Genomic DNA, 18,843 nt, shown 5'->3' with positions numbered 1-18,843 from the left:
TTTATCTCTCCTGCCTCACTAGTCTTCGTGGACTAAGCCTTTGCCAATTGGGGTGGTGGCCTGAATGAGACCGTCGCGTATGTCTGCGACTTCGAGTAATTGTCCTTGATGTAACAATGCTGCGCGGTCACACAGTCTGCGAATGACGCTCATTTCATGGGTTACAATGACGATGGTGACGCCAAGCTGTTCATTGATATCACGTAAGCAGGTTAATAAACTGCGAGTGGTGGCAGGGTCGAGTGCACTGGTCGGCTCATCGGCAAGCAGCACTTTTGGGCTTGGCGCAATCGCACGGGCAATACCAACACGCTGTTTTTGTCCACCTGATAACTGCGCAGGATAGTGACCGGCGCGGTCGGTTAAATCAACGATTTCTAGACAATCCATAACCCGCTTATGAATATCGGCGCGAGAGTAGCCTGCAACTGTTAAGTTAAAAGCGACATTATCAAACACGGTACGGTTGGACATTAAGTTAAATTGCTGGAAAATCATACCAATATTATGACGGGCAATACGCAAGTCACTGGCAGACAAGGTAGTCAAATCGACACCATCAACAATCACTTGTCCAGAATCAGGACGCTCAAGCAAATTAATCAGGCGTAAAAGCGTTGATTTACCCGCACCTGAATAGCCCATCAAGCCAAAAATCTCGCCTTGCTTGACGTTTAATGAGGTCGGTTCGACAGCCGTAAACCAATGTGGCTTGCCGTCTTTATCTTTTATAGACCGGTCACTCAAAAAACTCTTGGTCACATCGTTTAAGACAATCATGTCACTCATGGAAGGCTCAAAATTTAATAAAGGTTTTAGTGGTTATAAAGTAGTTTTTTCTTTCGCTGCTTATGGAATACTCGACAGCTGAGTTAAAAACCACATTTGATAACCCCAGAATAAGGGGCGCTAATATAGCATATTATGCAAGGTTTTTGATACAGGCATTGGTGATTGACTTCGAACTTAGCTTAGTCAATATCAAGATATACATAATAGAGTAGGTAGGATATTAATTAGATATATTTTTCTAACTTATTGAGTGCTATACCCGCCAAAACCTTATAGGTCTTATGATATAGCACTGCTAAAATTTCTTTATGATATAAGCGCATAAAATCAGTCACGATTATCATGATGATAGTGAGGATCAAGTTTGACAGGTAGCACTACCAAAAACCGTGTATGACCATTGATGGTATCGGTAGTGATTCGTCCTTGATGGGCGGTGACAATTTGTGAAACTAATGATAAACCAAGACCTGAGCCTTTATTTTTTTGCTGCAAACGCACAAAGGGACTAAATACTTCTTCGCGTTTATTTTCAGGAATACCGTCACCTTCATCAACCACTGCCAACACCACATATTTGGGCAGTGGACGTGTTGGTTCCGTTTTGGTTTTTTTGAGATGTTTGCTAAATAAGCTTTCTTTACGCGTGATATTTGAAGTTTCAGAGTTTTCTTTATTGCTCTCTTTAAGATTGTCTTTAGCAGTTTCTATAGTACTGTTAATGGCGTTGCTACCAAGAGTTTCTTCAATATCAGAGTTGGTATTTTCTAAAAATTTTGGCTTTTCAGGTACTAGACGCCATATGACTTTCTTTAGTTTATCGGTTAAATCTGAGGTAAAACTTTGATAATTAGCAAGCAGTGAAGACTGATTCATTGTTTCAAAGGTATCGCTTGTACTAGCAGGCTGTAATGGGTTTAAAGCGCTACTATTGTCATTATCGTGATTTATAACATTGTCAACATCAGTACTAATATCCGCATCTATTATGACGTTTTCACCATTTCTGAAAATAGACGGCGCTGGCAATAGCGCAGCAGTATGATTACTATCTACTTTTAGCTTTGGATGAGCGCCGATGCTTGCATCATCAAGATCTGGTGAATCATTATCTTGATGCGCATGATGTTCAAGTTGATGTATATCCTGAGAGGTATCTTCATAAGAATCAAAATCTGAGCTGTTATAGTCGGCAAAACTACTACATAATACGGTCTGCAGTAAAAAATCTGGGATATTTTCAGCTTCTTCAAGGGTTTGCACGCCATACAACAGTACAGTAACCGGTGGCTTACCATGCAGCATAGCATTGGTTAAGAGGTTACGAATTAAATGGGTGAGCATCGATGACTGACCATCAATCACGATATGCTCACCAATCAACGTCGCTTCAGGATAATGTTGGCGCTCTTGATTTACCAAGTCATATAAGTCTAAATGTTCAACCTGCTGTAGAGCATGACCAGCATCTAAGCGGCTGACTAATAAAATACTCTCAACCAAATCATTAAGACCTGAGAGGTCACGATTAATAGCTTGGGCACGCTTATCAAATTTAGCTTTGGTGTCACTTGGTAGTCCGCTAGTGAGCATATCCATCATCTCAATCTGTAAGCGAATACGGGTGATGGGTGTACGCAGCTCGTGTGATGCGTGTGCTAATAATAAGTTATTGGCATCGATAAGGTGTTCAATCTTTTGTGCTGCTTGGTTAAAGCCGCGTGCAAGTGAGGCAATTTCATCATTACCACGGGCGTTGACTCGTACGGTAAAGTCGCCATCGCCAAGCTGAGCCATTTGTTGGCTCATCTGATTGATACGCCACGTGATGGTACGAGCAATCCACCAAAGTACACCTGCCATAATAAGAAGCAATAATAGCGTACCGGTAAATAAATTGAGTGCCGCAGATAGTACTGGTTTTTTAGGTGGCAAGCGTGATTCATACAGTAACGTATAGCCTGTACTACTATAAACTTGAGCTTGCTTAGTGGGTGAAGTTTCTGCAAAAGAGGGGAAAACGCGTGCAAATAAAGAAGGCGGGGCAGGAAGCTCTAATGGCAGATCGCTGTTGTCGGTTTGCATCAGCAAGCGACCTTCACCGTCGTATAAGCCCATCTTTGCTTGCAGTGATTCATCAAAGATATCAAAACTTTTTTTGACCACCGCCAGCATAAAACGTGACTGTAACCGATTTTCTTTGCTAACTGCGATATTTAGCTCATGTAAAAAAGGGTCTATTTGTCCCAAAATTTGCGTCGCTAAAACCTCTGAGCGGATACCAGCATCTTTATCATGTACCAGCTGCGTCAGTAATACCATCGCAACAGCAAACAAGATAAGTGCCAACATCACACTGGCAAATAACTTGGCAAATACGGAACGAAAACCCAATTGCTGCATTAAATCATCTCTATTATCAAATTATTAGCACGGTATCTTTTTTTAATTGAATCAATTATATGGTTTTATCAGGTCAAACATAAAAGGGGTTATCATACGTATGATACCCCTTTTAATGCACGTTTTTAAATCTGTTGGACTGTTTATTTACTGAGAGTACGCGACTAATTATACTTGGTCAGTAGCAAACTGATAGCCAACCCCGCGTACGGTAATGATACGCTTTGGCTGACGTGGGTTGTCTTCAATCAACGCACGTAGGCGTGAGATATGTACGTCAATAGCCCGATCAATATTGTCCGAGCTGTCATCATTTGGCATAGCTTGCCATAATTGCTCACGGTTCAATACTTTGCCAGAATGAGTGGCAAAGTAATGCAGCAGCTGGAACTGATGCGTAGTTAGGCGTACTGGCAGATCATCAATGGTAACTTCATGGCTGTCAGGGAATACGCTTAAACGACCAAAAGTTAAGCTGTCAGACTGACTATCTGCTTGATTTGGCTGCTCATGGCGACGGATAACCGCTCGAATACGGGCGAGTAGTTCACGTGGCTCAAAAGGTTTAGAGATATAATCATCGGCGCCCATTTCAAGACCCAATACACGGTCTGTGGTATCGCCTTTTGCCGTCAACATAATAATCGGCACTTTATTGGTCATGTTGTTTTTATTGCCACGTATCTTTTGGCAAACCTGCATACCGTCCATATCGGGTAGCATCAGATCAAGCACCACTAAATCAATATCACGCTCTTTAGTGTCCAATAAATCAAGACCTTCTTGACCAAGTCCTGCATGATGGACATCATAATAATTCATGGTCAAATAATCACTGATTAACTCGGCTAAATCTGGATCATCTTCAATTAACAGAATCTGCTTACTCATAATGTTTCCTTTAGTTGTTGTTATATTTGGTCTATATGCTACTCTTTTTATTTTAAAAAAGAGAAGTCCGCCCTTAGTTTTCAAGTATTTCAAACTGCTTTATGACAAGCATCTGAAATATAAGTCGTGCTCTTATAATATTTAATAAGAAATTGCTGATAATGGAGCGCAATCAATACTATTTATACTACGCTATATTGCCTAAAGAGGATGTTATTAAACAAGGCGTGCTTTGTTAATGTTTCTACATAATGTAACTGTATGACTCTGTCGTTAAGATACCGCTACTTTTTTACCTTTAGATTCAATAGGTAAGTTCGCAAGACAAATTAAACTGTCATTAGTGATACCGGCAATTAAATACTGTTTGGTTAATGGATCGTACTCAATAACTTCAATAGGCTGGTAAATCAGGCGCTGATCCTGTCCTATAATCCAAATATTGGCACTCAAAGAGCGCAAAGGTTTATAAGGTGGCACTTGGATCTGGGTCAAATCGACATTATGCAAAGCATTTTTTGGAACAATCGTACCAACCTCTATCTGTCCGTAATCAACTCTACCAGTAACTTGCATATCGGGTACTATTTGATTGCGGCTGACTTCATTATTGACCACATTTACATACACCAATAGCTGTATCGGTTGTTTTATCGCTTGCACTTTACTAACTTGACCGGTGAATGTATCCACTCTGTCTTCGGCAGTAAAGTTAACCGTTTGACCGACAGATATTTGTGACTCCGCTTCAACAGGTAACGTTGAGACAAAATGCAATTGCGTCTCGTCACTTAACTTTAATAACGGTGTCTGAGCATCTACTAGTTGACCGACTTGTACGGATAGGTTTTTTACCCGTCCTGAAAAACTGGCACGTAGTGTTATCAGGTTATTAATAGTATTCGTTTCGGTTGCAGGGCTATTAGAACTATCGATATTATTCAAACTATCCAATTTATCTGAATCCATCGTTTTACTTGACGGCGTTTGAGTTTGAACAGTCAGTAAAGGCGTGCCTTTTTTAACCCATTGATTTTCACTGACCAGTATTTTCTCTACCTTTATTGGCTGAACTGCGACAAGGCTAATTTGCTTGATAGGTTCAATACGACCTTGCAGACCAAGACTTGGTTGATAGCGGGTTGGCTTGACACTTAAAATATGATCGCGTGTGATGGTGACACTATCGGCACTAATAAGCGGTATCTCGACCGTTTCATTATCTTTATTGGTTACCGCTTCAGTAGGAGAGTTTGGTTGACAGCCAATAAAAAGCAAGGCGCTTAATAGGTAGCTGCTTTTTTTTAATGGCGTAACCTGTAATAATATAGAACGTATAAAACGCTTCGAGCATATAGAAAACTGCATACCAATCACCCTTATAAACGATTTTTTTATTATATAGCGAATTGGGGATAGGTGTAATAATTACGCCCTATTTACTCTATAGCTTATTAATAATAAATACATAAATCTTCTTTATATTCCTTTAAGCATAATGAAGCTCAAGAGACTAATTTCAAAAAGTAATTTGAACATAAATCTACTAATTGCTGGAAAAGGATTGTTAACTGTGCTAAAACGAACATAACAAAATATATTGATACATTTTTATTACAAAGCTAAATTTTTCAGTAAGATGAAGGCGAATTCTATATAATGTCTATAATCACGCAAATCTAATTTACTAATCATACTATTTATTTACATTGTGGTTTAAGGGCTTAGTTTTGGAGCGATAGATTCTTCACGAGAATGAAAATTGAATGGTTTCTAGCGTAAGCATTATTGACTGCAACTGCGTATTTGCAAACCAGCTATCTGGTGTCTTTTATCACGAAATCTGCCTACATTAATAAATGACTGTACGGTATGGGTGAGTGCTGACAATATAGCTATAATAATGCGGTAAAAAAACTTAGTATAACGCTCATTTTACTAAGATAGTTCAGCATAAAGTGCGTATAGTGACCCATAGCAATGCCATGCTTTACGAGCCATTGCAATAGATATGAATCACTCACTATTATAGGTAGCAATTATTTTAGCCTAAAGGTTTGTATCGATTAATAGCATGATGAATAAATAGTCGTTAATAGGATAATGAGAATGGAAAATAATTTTGATGGTTTAAAAGTGATGGTAATTGATGACTCAAAAACCATTCGCCGTACTGCAGAAACCTTGTTACAAAAAGCTGGCTGTGAAGTAGTAACAGCTATTGATGGGTTTGATGCCTTGGCTAAGATTGTGGATCACAATCCGGATATTATTTTTGTGGATATCATGATGCCACGCTTGGATGGTTATCAGACTTGTGCATTGATAAAAAACAATCCCGATTATGCCAGTAAGCCGGTGATTATGTTGTCGTCTAAAGATGGTTTGTTTGATAAAGCCCGTGGACGTATTGTCGGTTCTGACGAGTATCTGACCAAGCCCTTTAGTAAAGATGAGCTTTTTGAGGCGATTAATCAGTATCGCTAATAATAATCATAATCAACGAAACCATTAAGGCTCTTAGATATATCATTAGCTGGTTTTTATCGTCAGCATTATGTATTTAGTTCAGTATAAGATATTGCTGCAAGCGGTTTTTTAACACTATATCCTAGCGGATCTCATCAAAAATAAAGGAATAACTATGACTACTGTATTAGTCATTGACGATTCGCCCTCTGAAATGGCGAAATTTCGTGACATGCTTTCTAAAAATAATTATCAAGTATTGGAAGCTATCAACGGCGAACAAGGCTGCCAAATGGCGATAGAACATCTGCCAGACGTCATTTTGATGGATGTAGTAATGCCTGAGATGAATGGCTTTCAGGCAACGCGTAAAATTACTCGTGGCAAAACGACCGCTCATATTCCTATTATTATGATCAGCACTAAAAATCAAGAAACCGATCGGGTGTGGGGCAAGCGTCAAGGCGCAAAAGAGTATATTACTAAGCCGATTGATGAAAGCGGTTTGGTTCAGATTATCCGTAAAGTAATGGAGTAGCCTGTGGCATCCAGAGGGTTTATTGAGCTGCTGCGTATAGCAGATTTGGCACGTTCACGTAAAAGTGGACGCCGCCGCGGTGGACAAGAGTTTGACTGGCAAGGGGTGGTATTTGAGATTGGTGGTCAACGTATGGTTGCGCCAATGGGTCAAATAGCTGAAGTATTATCCATGCCAGAATATACCAGCGTGCCTTTAGTAAAGCCTTGGATGCTTGGTATCGCCAATATTCGTGGGCGTTTATTGCCGTTAACGGATATGTCTCGATTTTTGCAAGCGCCGAGTCGCTTAGCGCAAATGAGTCAGCGTAAGGTGATGGTAATTGACCACGATAATGTGTTTTCAGGACTGATTGTTGATCAAGTGCTTGGGATCGAGCAGTTTACGGAAGACCAGTATCGCCCAGAAGCTATTGAGCCAATTTCGCCATTTGCCCCTTATAACCATGGCAAGTTTGTAAAAGACGAACAAGACTGGTATGTTTTTATGCCAAGCTTGCTGGCACAGGATCTACAGTATACCGATGCTGCAATATAGCTGTCGCTCATAAACGTTAACGTTAATGTTTGACAGGCGATTTTTTGTCAAAAGACAACAGAAAAATAATAGCTGACATGATCCGGTGGTTTGTCAGCATTCATATAGGCTTTGCGAATCACTGTTGTTTTGATGACAATATGATTTCAGAGTCAGTCACGATAAGACTTTGACTATTGTTTGAAAGGAATAGCTACGATGAGTGATGTTATAAACAACCCTGTAACTAATGTAAATAAAGCCACGACAAACCCAGACAGTCAATGGAAGCTATTACTAGGCGTTTGCGCTCTAGTGACTATGGGTGCTCTGTTGACGTTAATCAATGCTATATCATCGGTCAGTGAATATTTAACGGATTTTAATCAATCCGTCATAATACCAGTGGTTGTCTTTGTACTCAGTGTACTGGGTATCTTTTTCGCTTTTTACCAGTTGCTCCAGCAGCGCGGTGGATCGGAACGATCATTGATCGAAAAAGAAACCTTACGTCGTCGTCAAGAAGCAGAATCTGAGTCTGAGCGTGCGCGCCAAATTCAAGAAGAAAACGAGCGTAACCAGATTGCGATTTTACGTCTCTTGGATGAATTAGGCGACTTAGCAGACGGTGATTTAACAGTTAACGCGACCGTATCAGAAGACTTCACTGGTGCCATTGCTGACTCCGTGAACTTCGCAATTGACCAATTACGCCAGTTGGTATTGGTTATTAATAGTACGGCGGATCGCGTATCGCAGTCATCAGAGCAAACACAGATGAATGCGGTTGAGCTTGCTGAGGCATCTGAACACCAAGCACAAGAAATTGCTGGTGTATCTGCAGCGATTAACGAGATGACAGTATCTATTGACCAAGTTTCAAACAACGCTGCAGAATCTGCAACCGTTGCTCAGCGTTCGGTTGCCATCTCTTATAATGGGGCAGAAGTAGTACAACGCTCTATTGAAGGTATGAACGTCATCCGTGATCAGATTCAAGAAACCTCAAAACGTATCAAACGCCTTGGTGAATCTTCACAGGAAATTGGTGATATCGTTGGGTTGATTAATGATATTGCTGACCAGACCAACGTTTTGGCATTAAACGCGGCAATTCAGGCATCGATGGCTGGCGAAGCAGGTCGAGGCTTTGCGGTCGTTGCCGACGAGGTTCAGCGTCTTGCTGAGCGTTCAGCCAATGCAACCAAGCAGATTGAAACGCTGGTAAAAACCATTCAGGCAGATACCAGTGAAGCGGTGATGTCGATGGAATCAACGACGTCTGAGGTAGTACGTGGTGCGCGTTTGGCAAAAGATGCGGGTGAAGCGCTAGAAGAAGTACAGTCGGTTTCTAATACATTGGCAGATCTGATTCAAAACATCTCAAACGCTGCATTACAACAGGCAGAGTCAGCAGGCCATATTTCTCATACGATGAATATCATTCAAGATATTACCTCGCAAACTTCGTCTGGTACGATGGCAACCGCGCGCTCTATTGGTGAATTGAGTGAAATGGCTGCTGCACTACAAGAATCGGTCACCGGCTTTAAAATATCGGATGATGATGAGCAGTTAGATCATCATAGTATGGACAATGAGTATCTAAATATCGATGAGAGAGTCGCTGCTAGCAGTTAACAATCAGCACTAGTGTTTATGATTCTTTCTATTGCGATGTTAACCAAATGGTTGCTTGAGATGAGACATTATCCAATTTTGAGCAACAGCATTAATAGCAGGTCACATGAATCATCATATTCAAAAAGATAGTCATAGTGCTTGTATGGCAGAGCTTGTATCAGTACAAGCTTTGCGGCAAGACGACGCTTTTAATAATAGGCAGTGGCAGCGATATGTAGAATGTGAAATTGGTTTCATTTTACCCAGCATTCAAAGTAACTGGCTTGAAAACGCGGTTACGCAGACGGCATTGGCTTATGGCTTGACTACTGCTCAATTATGGCAGCAGCTGCCGCATAACAATGCACTGCGTCAGCAATTGCTTGATAAAGTACTGATTCATGAAAGTCGATTTTTCCGTCATCTGCCATCTATAGATTTTGTCACCGAATATGCCTTACAGCATCAACGCCAGCCGCTAATTGATGGCGGTGTTAGTAGTCATAATGGCAATCATGATAGTAATGAAAATAATGGTATTGAGCCTAGTGAGCTGTTTCGTATTTGGAGCGTAGGCTGCGCAACAGGACAAGAGGTTTGGTCGCTTGCAATGAGCTTGGCTTCAAAGCAGCTAAGCCATTATGAGATATTGGGTACTGATGTGAGTGAGCAGGCAATGGCAACCGCGCGCTTAGGTCGTTATAGCGCTAGAGAGCAATCATTAATCCCATCGCCTTGTCAGCAGTTTGTGCAACCATTACTACCAAAAACCATTGCTAAAACAGTAAATATTCATGGCGCTAGTGCAAGTAAAAATGTGGTAAATAATAGCCATGCTGACTGGCAGATTATGCATACATTAAAATCTCAGGTTCGTTTTGCTTTACATAATATTATGGATAAAAAAACGCCGACGCCCTATTTACAACAGGTGATCGTGTGCCAGAATATGCTGCTATATTTTCGTAAGTTTGATCAGCGCGATATTTTGGCGCGATTATCAGAACAATGCGCTTTAGGCGGTTATATTATATTGGCTCCAGGTGAGGCGTTATTTTGGCGCCCTTCAAATATGCGCCGTATTGCGCACCCACAGATTAATGCGTGGCAAAAAATCAGTGCCTAAATTGGCGCCCACAAGAGTTAGGATAAATCTATGAAAAACCAGCCCAATGATATGGTGACGCTCGAGTGGTTATTGCCACTGTTTAATCAGCAGTTATCACAGGTAGCTGATGGCTGGCAACTAGATGTAGGATACGCTGATGATGAGCAAATGGTGCAGCATTATCATGAGATTGGTGGTGCGCTGACCATGATTAACCTGCCTTCTTTGGCAAGTTTAGCGAACAAACTTAGTTTATTGACAGGCGCAAATACTGCTGGTGCTTTGCATTCAGATGACAATTCCAATGTCAGTACCACTTTGGTTGCTGAAAAATTGCGAATCGGCCAGGTTGCTCATAGATTGCTACAGCGTGAACTAAGTTACTATGCGCGTACTGGTAGCCAACATACCATTTTAATCAACAAAACATTAACTGAGCTGATGCAAGTTCTAGCTCAGTTTGGGATAGTGACAGATCATCTTACAGACAGCGTTTCATCAGCTAACTCTCTAGCAGGCTTAGCTGATTATGATGATATTGAAATTACCATACCAGTAGGTATGGCAATGTCAGATTTAGACAATGAGCAGCATCAACAGCTGTTATTGGTTTGGCGTCAGCAATCTCAAAAATTGCTCGCTGCCAATACAAATAGTCCTGCTATTTTAGCGCCATTAGAGAAAGTCAGCCATTATTTATGGCAAACTGCGCAAGAGACGGATCTGCAGCGTTTATGGTATTTAGCCGAGCTATGGCTGCATGATCTTGGGCAAAATGATAACCCACTACCTAAAAATTATGCAGGGTTATTAGCTCAGCTTGATCAAGTGATAGATGGTCGTCAGCATCAGCGTGAGTTATCAGATAACAAACTTAAGCAGCTCATTAGCAGTATTTATATCGAGTTAAGCGGTCTTATCCATAACAGTGATAATGCACAATCTCTTTTGAATGGCAGTGCGCAAACAGAGGCTGAAACGCGTTTCTTGCATCGTATGTTGAATGAGATTGAGACAATTATTTTTACGCTTGATAAACCTCAGGCGCTATTAAAGCCGTTGGTAAAAATAAGTAACCAACTAGAAGATCGCGGCTGGACCTTATTTGGCTCACAACTTCGCTCAATCGCTGATGATATAAAGCAAAGCTTGTCATCACAGCAAAATTTCGATCAACAACATTGGCAGTTCGAGCGTCAGCTGCAAGAATTATATAGTGCAATCTACAATACAGAACAAGTTATTGCTACCAAAATAGGTAGCGCTGCATCATTTACGATTTCAGGTGACAGTGATTACAATTTGCAGTCACAAAGTAATTTATATAGTAATACTGATGAGATAGATTTGCGCGAGCTGCGTATTGCTGTTGAAGAAGTGAAGCAGGATTTCCATAATTATATACAGCGCCAACAACTGGATTTATTACCAAATCAGGCAGATTTTTCCAGTATGAGCCATACTTTTAACAGTATGGGACTGCCTTTAGTTGGTGACGTAACTGATAAAATAGCTGATATATTTACACAGATAAGTACGCATAAAATTGAAGTACTTAGCTGGGATATTACTCAAGCACTGGCAGAGAGTTTAACCTCCATCGAGCTACTGCTTGATTATATTGCACAGCAGTTTTTTGATCGGTCCTTACTAGACAAAGCAAATGATTATATTGCTACGGCAACCAATCTACTTGATACGCATATTTATGCCCCTGAAACAATCAATGATACTTTTCTAAGTCAAAAACCTGTAGCCAATGATGTACTACGCTATGACGACAGCGGTGAGATTGCACCGATTATTGCCTCGCCTTCTAATAGTCATGTATTGACTGATGCAGTATCGAATAATGAAAATGTGATTGTAAAAGAGGGCAGCGACGCTTTACTAAAAGTGCGTCAACAGCTGCAACCTGACAACTTCGAGATCGATGAAGATATTAGAGAGATATTTATCGAAGAAGTTGGTGAAGTAGTTACTGATTTAGAGGACTTTTTACCAATATGGCAGCAAGACGCGCAGGATTTGACACCATTAACTGAGTTGCGCCGTGGTTTTCATACCTTGAAAGGCTCAGGACGGATGGTTGGTGCTTTTAGCATCAGTGAGATGGCATGGTCTATTGAAAATCTACTTAATCGTTTGTTAGATAAAACATTACCAGTGACAGATGATGTGGTTACTTTGGTGACAGAAACCATAAAGCGCTTACCTGCTATGCTTATAGATTTTATAGCTCAGAAGCCACCGAGCTTTGATCCGGCTATTACGCTTTTACAAAGCCAAAATTTAATGACTCAGCAACCGCTTAACGCAGGTTTAGCAGTAGAACCTACGTCATCAACAGCTGATATTGAACAAGTTGACTCTATATCAGAGCATGACATCCTTGATCATAATTTACGCTTGCAAGCTATCAGCTCAGTTGTCGAACCAACAGCCACTTTAGATTCATTGGAGAGTGTAGAGCTACCTTCGGTATTGCAGCCATTTATATTAGAAGCAGAAGTGCTAACCGCAGATGCAAGCGATGCTGACCCTGATATCAAAGAAATATTTTTAGAAGAGGCAAATGAAGTCTTAGAAGAGATTGTTCCTCTATATAAGCATTGGCAGCTTTCTCCTGCAGATTTAAGTGGACTGACGGACATTCGCCGCGGGTTCCATACCCTAAAAGGCTCAGGTCGTATGGTCGGCGCTCATTATAGCGCTGAGCTGGCATGGTCTATCGAAAACATGCTAAATCGTATTTTGGATAAAAGTATTGCGGTCTCAAACGATATACAGCAGCTGATTGGCGATGTATTGAAGGTATATCCTAAGCTATTGATTACTTTCGAGCGTGAAAGCCAAGACTATCCGGTGATGCTACCGTTGTGGGTTGCCTGTGCTAATGCCTACAGTAAGCAATTAGGTAGTGAATTCAGCTACCGTGAACTATATAGTCAATTGTCACAGCCTTCTGAAAATACACAACGGCACTTTGATGAAGATAGCAATATTCAAGGTTTGGTAAGTGAGAAAGCTATTGATCATACCTTGCAGACCATTCATTCGGTAAACGAAAAAATGGCAGAAGCTCCAGTTATCTTAATACCTCAAAGTGAAGAAGAGCAAGCATTTTTTGATATCTTTATTGAAGAGGCTGAAGAATTATTAGAGAGTGTTAATGACTTTGTACGCCATCATCAAGATGAGTCCTATGTTGATGTGAGTGATGAGATTGTAAGAGCGTTCCATACCTTGCGTGCCGCTTCGGGCTCCACTGCTTTGCTTGCTATTAGCGATGTAAGTGCGACCATTGAGCAAAGTTTAGAGCTTCTGCAGCAGCAAGATACACCAATGAATGCGGGTCATCTTAATGCATTGGCTCAATCTGTTACGCTGATCAATGGCTATCTCGATAGCTATAAACAACAGGCTCAGCAACAAGGCACGTTAGTAGAAGATATGCAAAACGAGCAAGATATAGCCTCGTTGCAGGCACTGCTTGGTGAAACAGATAGTGATAATGATGCAAATATCGACGATATACCAACCATTAACGATTTGTTAGATGGTAATATCGATGAGCTATTAGATGCAGAATGGCAATTAGAGGAGGCGCTTAGTCATGCAGAGTCTGAGCATATTCAAAGCTATATTGCTAAGCAGCTGTCGCAAATTAATGATCTAACTGACAAGGCACAAGCTTTTCCGAAATTCGTCTCTATCCTTAGCGCTATACAAAATGCTTATCAGCATTTGAGTACGCAGCCTAGTCAATCGGTGAGTACAGATGTCCAAGCGATTTTATTGGCAGGTCATGCACAATTAATTGGCTTGTTTGATGCGCTCGCTGGCAGTACGTCATTAAAAATAGATGAGCAAGTACTTGAGCAGTTAGAGAGTATTACGCGAGCTAGCACACTTCAAGATACCATTGTTCAAGCTAGCGCCATGCAAAATAGTATCGCTCAAGACAATCATCAAAGTGATGAGACTGTTATTAATGAAGAACAGGCGGCTGTGCAAAGTATTGCTGCGCCTGAGCTAGAACTTGAAACGATTGATACTGATATTGAGCTGCTAGAAATTTTCTTAGAAGAAGCGCAAGAGCTTGATGATGCACTGGTTGAGAGTTTTAGTAAATGGCGCACAGACATCAGTCATATCAATACATTAAAGGTACTCCAACGTCATCTGCATACCATTAAAGGTGGTGCACGTATGGCAGGTATCCGCAGTATTGGTGACTTGACGCATGAAGCAGAGAGTGTTTATGAAGCGTTTGTAGAGCTTAAACGTGAGCCAACTGCGCAGTGGCTTGAGATTATGCAAGTGGTACAAGATACCTTGTCGCTGCAGGTTGCACATATTGTACGCTATCAAAAATCTTTTTTTGCGCCTGAGCTGATAGAGCAATTACAGAAGTTCTTAAAAGCACAATTATTGCCACAAACGGTACAGCTTATTGTACCTAAGCCAAAAAATCATGCAGCGGCTACTCCGCAAGTCTTTGTCAATGAATACAATCAACGTGTGGCAAACGCGCCAGAAACCTTAAGTTTAGATAGAATCATCAAACAATCATGGGCGCATGGTCTACCTGATCCTGATATTTTAGAGGTGTTCTTAGAAGAAGCTGAAGCGCTTACCAACCGTAATGAATATCTGCAGTTATTCTTAAGTGATACCGGTGACATGGTAGCGCTACAAGCCCTACAGCGTGATTTACATACCCTAAAAGGCGGCGCCCGTATGGTCACGGCCAGCGGTATCGCTGACCTTGCTCATGAAATGGAATCGGTTTATACAGACTTTGTCGATCGCCGTCGTCCGGCGACTAAAAGGGTGTTAGAACTATTAATTGCTTGTCATGATTGGCTTGCAGACGCGGTGTTTATTCTCGCACAACAGGTCAATCCACCAACACCTGGCCTATTGATTGAGGCATTACAGCAATTTAGTAAAAACCCTGATAGCTTAAAGCAGATACCAAAAGAGACCCTGCAGCCTCAGCGTGACGCCATTTTAATTGCCAAAGAAAAGCAAGAAACCACCTATATTCAAAAAGACATCAGCGCCATGCCGCTGATGATTAACGATACTAATGAGCAAGAGCAGAACGCCAATAATAACGAGATGATTCGTATCTCAGGCGGTTTGATTGAGCATATGATTAATCTGTCTGGCGAGTCAGCGATTAACCGTGCTCGTATCGATATGGGTGTCAGTAGTTTGACCAATAGTATTGAAGAGATGGGAACCACTGTACAGCGCTTAGCGGATCAGTTACGCCGAATGGAGATTGAGCTTGAGGCACAAATTCTATCGCAGATTGATGAAGAGTTAGTCAATCATGAAGGCTTTGACCCGCTGGAGATGGATCAGTATTCCTCTTTAAACCAGCTGTCAAAATCTTTGACAGAATCGGCATCGGATTTGGTCGATATTAACCATACTTTATTAGAAAAAACGCGTGACAGTGAAAGTCTGCTGCTACAGCTATCACGGACACAAACTGAGCTGCAAGATGGCTTGATGAATTCACGTATGGTACCTTTTACGCGCTTGACGCCAAGGCTTGAGCGTATCGTGCGCCAAACAGCAAATGAGCTAAATAAGTCGGTTGAGCTAAAAATTATCAATGCTGATGATGAGATGGATAGAACCATCCTAGAACGTATCACGTCGCCGCTTGAGCATATGTTACGTAATGCCGTTGACCATGGTATCGAAACGACTGCCGCAAGGGTTGCCGCCGGTAAAGAACGAAGCGGTCAAATCACGCTTGAAGTATTGCGAGAAGGTAGTGAAATCGTCATCTTGCTAAACGACGATGGACAAGGTATTGATGTCGAAGCGGTACGTGATAAAGCCATCTCACAAGGCTTGATTGCTGCCAACGATAGCAGTCTAAGCGATCTTGATATCATGCAATATATCTTTAATGCCGGTCTTAGTACCAGCAAACAAGTCACGCAGATATCAGGGCGCGGCGTTGGTATGGACGTTGTGATTAGTGAGATTCGTCAGCTAGGTGGCGCAGTATCCGTGTTATCCGAGCTTGGTAAAGGCTCAAGTTTTACCATACGTGTTCCTCTTACTGTTGCAGTTTCTGACGCTTTGGTTGTTCGAGCTGCTGATCGCTACTATGCTATACCTTTAGTGCAGATTGAACGTGTCGTCCGTATCAATCCAGAAAAAATCTATGATTATTATCAATCAGGTGCGGCGACCCTCAATGTTGAAGATACCGATTATCGTGTACGCTATTTAAATGAGATTTTATCGGGTAATAAGCTTAATGAGCTGGTGGTTAATACCAATACTAGCGTGCCGCTTATTATTATCAAAAACCGTAGTGGTCAGAATATGGCGCTACAGGTCGATCAGATAGCAGGCTCACGTATTGAAGTCGTGGTAAAACCTTTGGGGCAACAGTTCTCGAGCTTATCCGGTATCTCAGCAGCGACTATTATGGGCGACGGTTCGGTGATGCTGATTCTAGACTTGATAGCCTTGATGCGTAACGCCGCTTTGGTGAAAGACGTCAAGCAACCCAAAGTTAGTAAACAAAGAAGTCTTGGCTCTAATGGCACGATTTTGGTGGTCGATGACTCAGTGACAGTCCGTAAAGTAACCTCGAGATTCTTGGAGCGCCAAGGTTTCACTGTTGCGCTTGCTAAAGATGGTATCGATGCCATTGAGATACTACAAGAGATGACCCCAGACTTAATGCTTCTCGATATTGAAATGCCGCGTATGGACGGTTTTGAAGTTGCGACCCAAGTCAGACATAATAGACGATTAAAGCATCTGCCTATTATCATGATTACCTCACGTACTGGCGAAAAGCATCGTGAGCGTGCTTTTGAGATTGGAGTAAATGACTATATGGGCAAACCTTTCCAAGAAAAGCAGTTGCTTGAGAAGATTGAAAGCTTATTGGCTAAAAAGGTCAGCCTAACACATGATGGCTAATGTACTTGCCTTGGCGCAAAAAGATAGAAGTGAAATAAGAGTGCTAGTGGTAGCAGAAGACCATCAGCAGCGAATGGCGTTCTCTGATACGGTGCGCAGTTGTGGTTTTTATCTGGTTGATTGCGTCACGCCAGCGCAGTTGCAAGATAAGTTTGATGGTTATGAGGCCGCTATTGATATCTGGTTGATAGATAGTGACTATGATGAGCATGTGGCAGCGGCTACTGCTACCTCTAAATCTGCAGCGGTATTGGTTGGATTTAGTCAGGCACCTTATCTTAATGAGGCGAAGCAGTATGCTAAATGGCAACGTAAACTAAAGCGTAAGCTGGCGCAAATGTTGGCGCTACCAACCCTTGTTGATACTACTCTGTATAAAGATGAGGTAAGAGATTGGCACTATGTGGTGTTCTTAGGGGCATCTATGGGCGGTCCTAGTGCAGTCAAAGAATTCTTAGATCATTTATCACCTACGTTGCCCGTAAGTATTTTGTTAGCACATCATTTTAATCAAAATATGATCAGTACTTTGCCGCGTATATTAAATCGCCATAATGACTGGGGCTGTCAGGTAATTGCCTCTTCGCAGCGTTTGCGCGCCGGTCAATGTTTGATTGCCCCTATTGATAAACAGATCGTTTGTGATTCAGCTGGGCGCATTATTTTATTGGATCAGGCTTGGGAAGGTGACTATAAACCGGCTATCGGTCAGATTCTTAAAAATACCAGCGATGTTTATGGCAGCGAGCTGATTAATATTATCTTTTCTGGTATGGGCAACGACGGTACGCAGTATTTAGATTTAATTCAAGATAACGACAGTCAATTATGGGCGCAAGACCCTCTATTATGTGCTTGCCCCAGTCAACCACAAGCCGTCATTGACTCAGGATATTGTACCTTTATTGGCAGTCCGCAAGCTTTGGCAGAAAATCTGACCGCCTATATTGCTGACAGAGCGGCACACGACAATCCACATTCATTTATTGTGAGCGAATTATGAAACAGATATTAAAGCATTCATTTGAGGCAGTAAGTTTACTGACCACCAATAATGGTATGCTCGATGTGACGATTGTTTCTGCTTTTGATCAACCTGATTGGATTATTCCCAGTAGCTTAATTTTGAGTGTGGATGATTATAGCGAGTATGTAGCCATGTATGAGTGGGAGCAGCAGCAAGTCGCTGTATTCCACCTGCTACCACATCATCAAACGCCAGATAAGATGGTGGTGTTAGAAGGGAATACCTCAGCACATCGTATTGCTTTACAGACCTCCGGTGAGCTGCGTCAATTGCAGGCACGTATTTCTGAAGTCAAAGATATTGAGTTGCCTGTGCATTTTATTGAGCCAAATAGCAATATCGATACGGTTTATGAACGTGTGCAAGAAGATGTTGTGCTATCCTATATTTTTCAAGCAGTGACGATCGATGATACGCTATATCTTGTGCCTGATTTAGATAAAATTGCGCATCAATTGGTAGATTTAGACGGCTAGTTTGCTCAGTAGATATTCACTGTCTATATCT

The 18,843-nt window shown here is 41.5% G+C and carries 11 protein-coding genes and 1 pseudogene; 8 read left to right on the top strand and 4 right to left on the bottom strand.

Features of this window, described 5'->3' with window-relative positions:
* Positions 1 to 18: 18 nt before the first annotated feature.
* The 4 genes from ACMHKH_RS03990 to ACMHKH_RS03975 form a co-directional block, all read right to left on the bottom strand.
* Entirely contained in the window at positions 19 to 789 is a 771-nt protein-coding gene (locus ACMHKH_RS03990; RefSeq protein ID WP_413519368.1) for a methionine ABC transporter ATP-binding protein, read from the bottom strand.
* Between the two features lie 330 nt (positions 790 to 1,119).
* Positions 1,120 to 3,195 (bottom strand): ATP-binding protein, encoded by a 2,076-nt coding sequence (locus ACMHKH_RS03985; RefSeq protein WP_413519367.1) that lies wholly within the window; start codon positions 3,193 to 3,195, stop codon positions 1,120 to 1,122.
* A 168-nt stretch (positions 3,196 to 3,363) separates the two neighbouring features.
* Positions 3,364 to 4,086, bottom strand: coding sequence for a response regulator transcription factor (locus tag ACMHKH_RS03980; RefSeq protein ID WP_201561987.1), 723 nt, complete (start codon positions 4,084 to 4,086; stop codon positions 3,364 to 3,366).
* A gap of 273 nt (positions 4,087 to 4,359) precedes the next feature.
* On the bottom strand, positions 4,360 to 5,454 hold the full coding sequence (locus ACMHKH_RS03975; protein ID WP_413519366.1) for an HlyD family efflux transporter periplasmic adaptor subunit: 1,095 nt from the start codon (positions 5,452 to 5,454) through the stop codon (positions 4,360 to 4,362).
* A gap of 741 nt (positions 5,455 to 6,195) precedes the next feature.
* Here ACMHKH_RS03975 and pilG point away from each other — a divergent pair.
* The 8 genes and pseudogenes from pilG to ACMHKH_RS03935 all read left to right on the top strand — a co-directional run bounded on the left by pilG (position 6,196) and on the right by ACMHKH_RS03935 (position 18,812).
* Positions 6,196 to 6,573 (top strand): twitching motility response regulator PilG, encoded by a 378-nt coding sequence (gene pilG, locus ACMHKH_RS03970; RefSeq protein ID WP_011514416.1) that lies wholly within the window; start codon positions 6,196 to 6,198, stop codon positions 6,571 to 6,573.
* A 157-nt stretch (positions 6,574 to 6,730) separates the two neighbouring features.
* Positions 6,731 to 7,093: a response regulator gene (locus ACMHKH_RS03965; protein WP_413519365.1), complete on the top strand. Its 363-nt coding sequence runs from the start codon at positions 6,731 to 6,733 to the stop codon at positions 7,091 to 7,093.
* A gap of 3 nt (positions 7,094 to 7,096) precedes the next feature.
* The gene (locus ACMHKH_RS03960) at positions 7,097 to 7,630 is read left to right on the top strand and encodes a chemotaxis protein CheW (RefSeq protein ID WP_413519364.1); all 534 of its coding nucleotides are present in this window, start codon (positions 7,097 to 7,099) and stop codon (positions 7,628 to 7,630) included.
* Positions 7,631 to 8,173: 543 nt separating this feature from the next.
* Positions 8,174 to 9,172: pseudogene (locus ACMHKH_RS03955) on the top strand (methyl-accepting chemotaxis protein); the annotation flags it as partial.
* A gap of 184 nt (positions 9,173 to 9,356) precedes the next feature.
* Positions 9,357 to 10,358, top strand: a complete 1,002-nt coding sequence (locus tag ACMHKH_RS03950; RefSeq protein WP_413519363.1) for a CheR family methyltransferase — start codon at positions 9,357 to 9,359, stop codon at positions 10,356 to 10,358.
* Between the two features lie 30 nt (positions 10,359 to 10,388).
* Positions 10,389 to 17,309: an Hpt domain-containing protein gene (locus ACMHKH_RS03945; protein WP_413519362.1), complete on the top strand. Its 6,921-nt coding sequence runs from the start codon at positions 10,389 to 10,391 to the stop codon at positions 17,307 to 17,309.
* Positions 17,299 to 18,312, top strand: a complete 1,014-nt coding sequence (locus ACMHKH_RS03940; RefSeq protein WP_413519361.1) for a chemotaxis protein CheB — start codon at positions 17,299 to 17,301, stop codon at positions 18,310 to 18,312. The genes ACMHKH_RS03945 and ACMHKH_RS03940 overlap by 11 nt, the downstream gene beginning before the upstream one ends.
* A complete protein-coding gene (locus tag ACMHKH_RS03935; RefSeq protein ID WP_413519360.1) occupies positions 18,309 to 18,812 on the top strand; it encodes a hypothetical protein in 504 nt (167 codons plus the stop codon). Before ACMHKH_RS03940 ends, ACMHKH_RS03935 begins: the two co-directional genes overlap by 4 nt.
* Positions 18,813 to 18,843 lie beyond the last annotated feature (31 nt).

This window comes from Psychrobacter glacincola, assembly GCF_965118485.1.
GTDB classification, from domain to species: domain Bacteria; phylum Pseudomonadota; class Gammaproteobacteria; order Pseudomonadales; family Moraxellaceae; genus Psychrobacter; species Psychrobacter glacincola_D.
The sequence above is the reverse complement of the archived record's forward strand: the minus strand, read 5'-3'. Positions and strand labels throughout refer to the sequence as shown.

Bases quoted from the DNA above. Each gene is read 5' to 3' on its own strand.
- ACMHKH_RS03990 (WP_413519368.1), bottom strand. From the start codon at position 789: ATGAGTGACATGATTGTCTTAAACGATGTGACCAAGAGTTTTTTGAGT.
- ACMHKH_RS03985 (WP_413519367.1), bottom strand. From the start codon at position 3,195: ATGCAGCAATTGGGTTTTCGTTCCGTATTTGCCAAGTTATTTGCCAGT.
- ACMHKH_RS03980 (WP_201561987.1), bottom strand. From the start codon at position 4,086: ATGAGTAAGCAGATTCTGTTAATTGAAGATGATCCAGATTTAGCCGAG.
- ACMHKH_RS03975 (WP_413519366.1), bottom strand. From the start codon at position 5,454: ATGCAGTTTTCTATATGCTCGAAGCGTTTTATACGTTCTATATTATTA.
- pilG (WP_011514416.1), top strand. From the start codon at position 6,196: ATGGAAAATAATTTTGATGGTTTAAAAGTGATGGTAATTGATGACTCA.
- ACMHKH_RS03965 (WP_413519365.1), top strand. From the start codon at position 6,731: ATGACTACTGTATTAGTCATTGACGATTCGCCCTCTGAAATGGCGAAA.
- ACMHKH_RS03950 (WP_413519363.1), top strand. From the start codon at position 9,357: ATGAATCATCATATTCAAAAAGATAGTCATAGTGCTTGTATGGCAGAG.
- ACMHKH_RS03945 (WP_413519362.1), top strand. From the start codon at position 10,389: ATGAAAAACCAGCCCAATGATATGGTGACGCTCGAGTGGTTATTGCCA.
- ACMHKH_RS03940 (WP_413519361.1), top strand. From the start codon at position 17,299: ATGATGGCTAATGTACTTGCCTTGGCGCAAAAAGATAGAAGTGAAATA.
- ACMHKH_RS03935 (WP_413519360.1), top strand. From the start codon at position 18,309: ATGAAACAGATATTAAAGCATTCATTTGAGGCAGTAAGTTTACTGACC.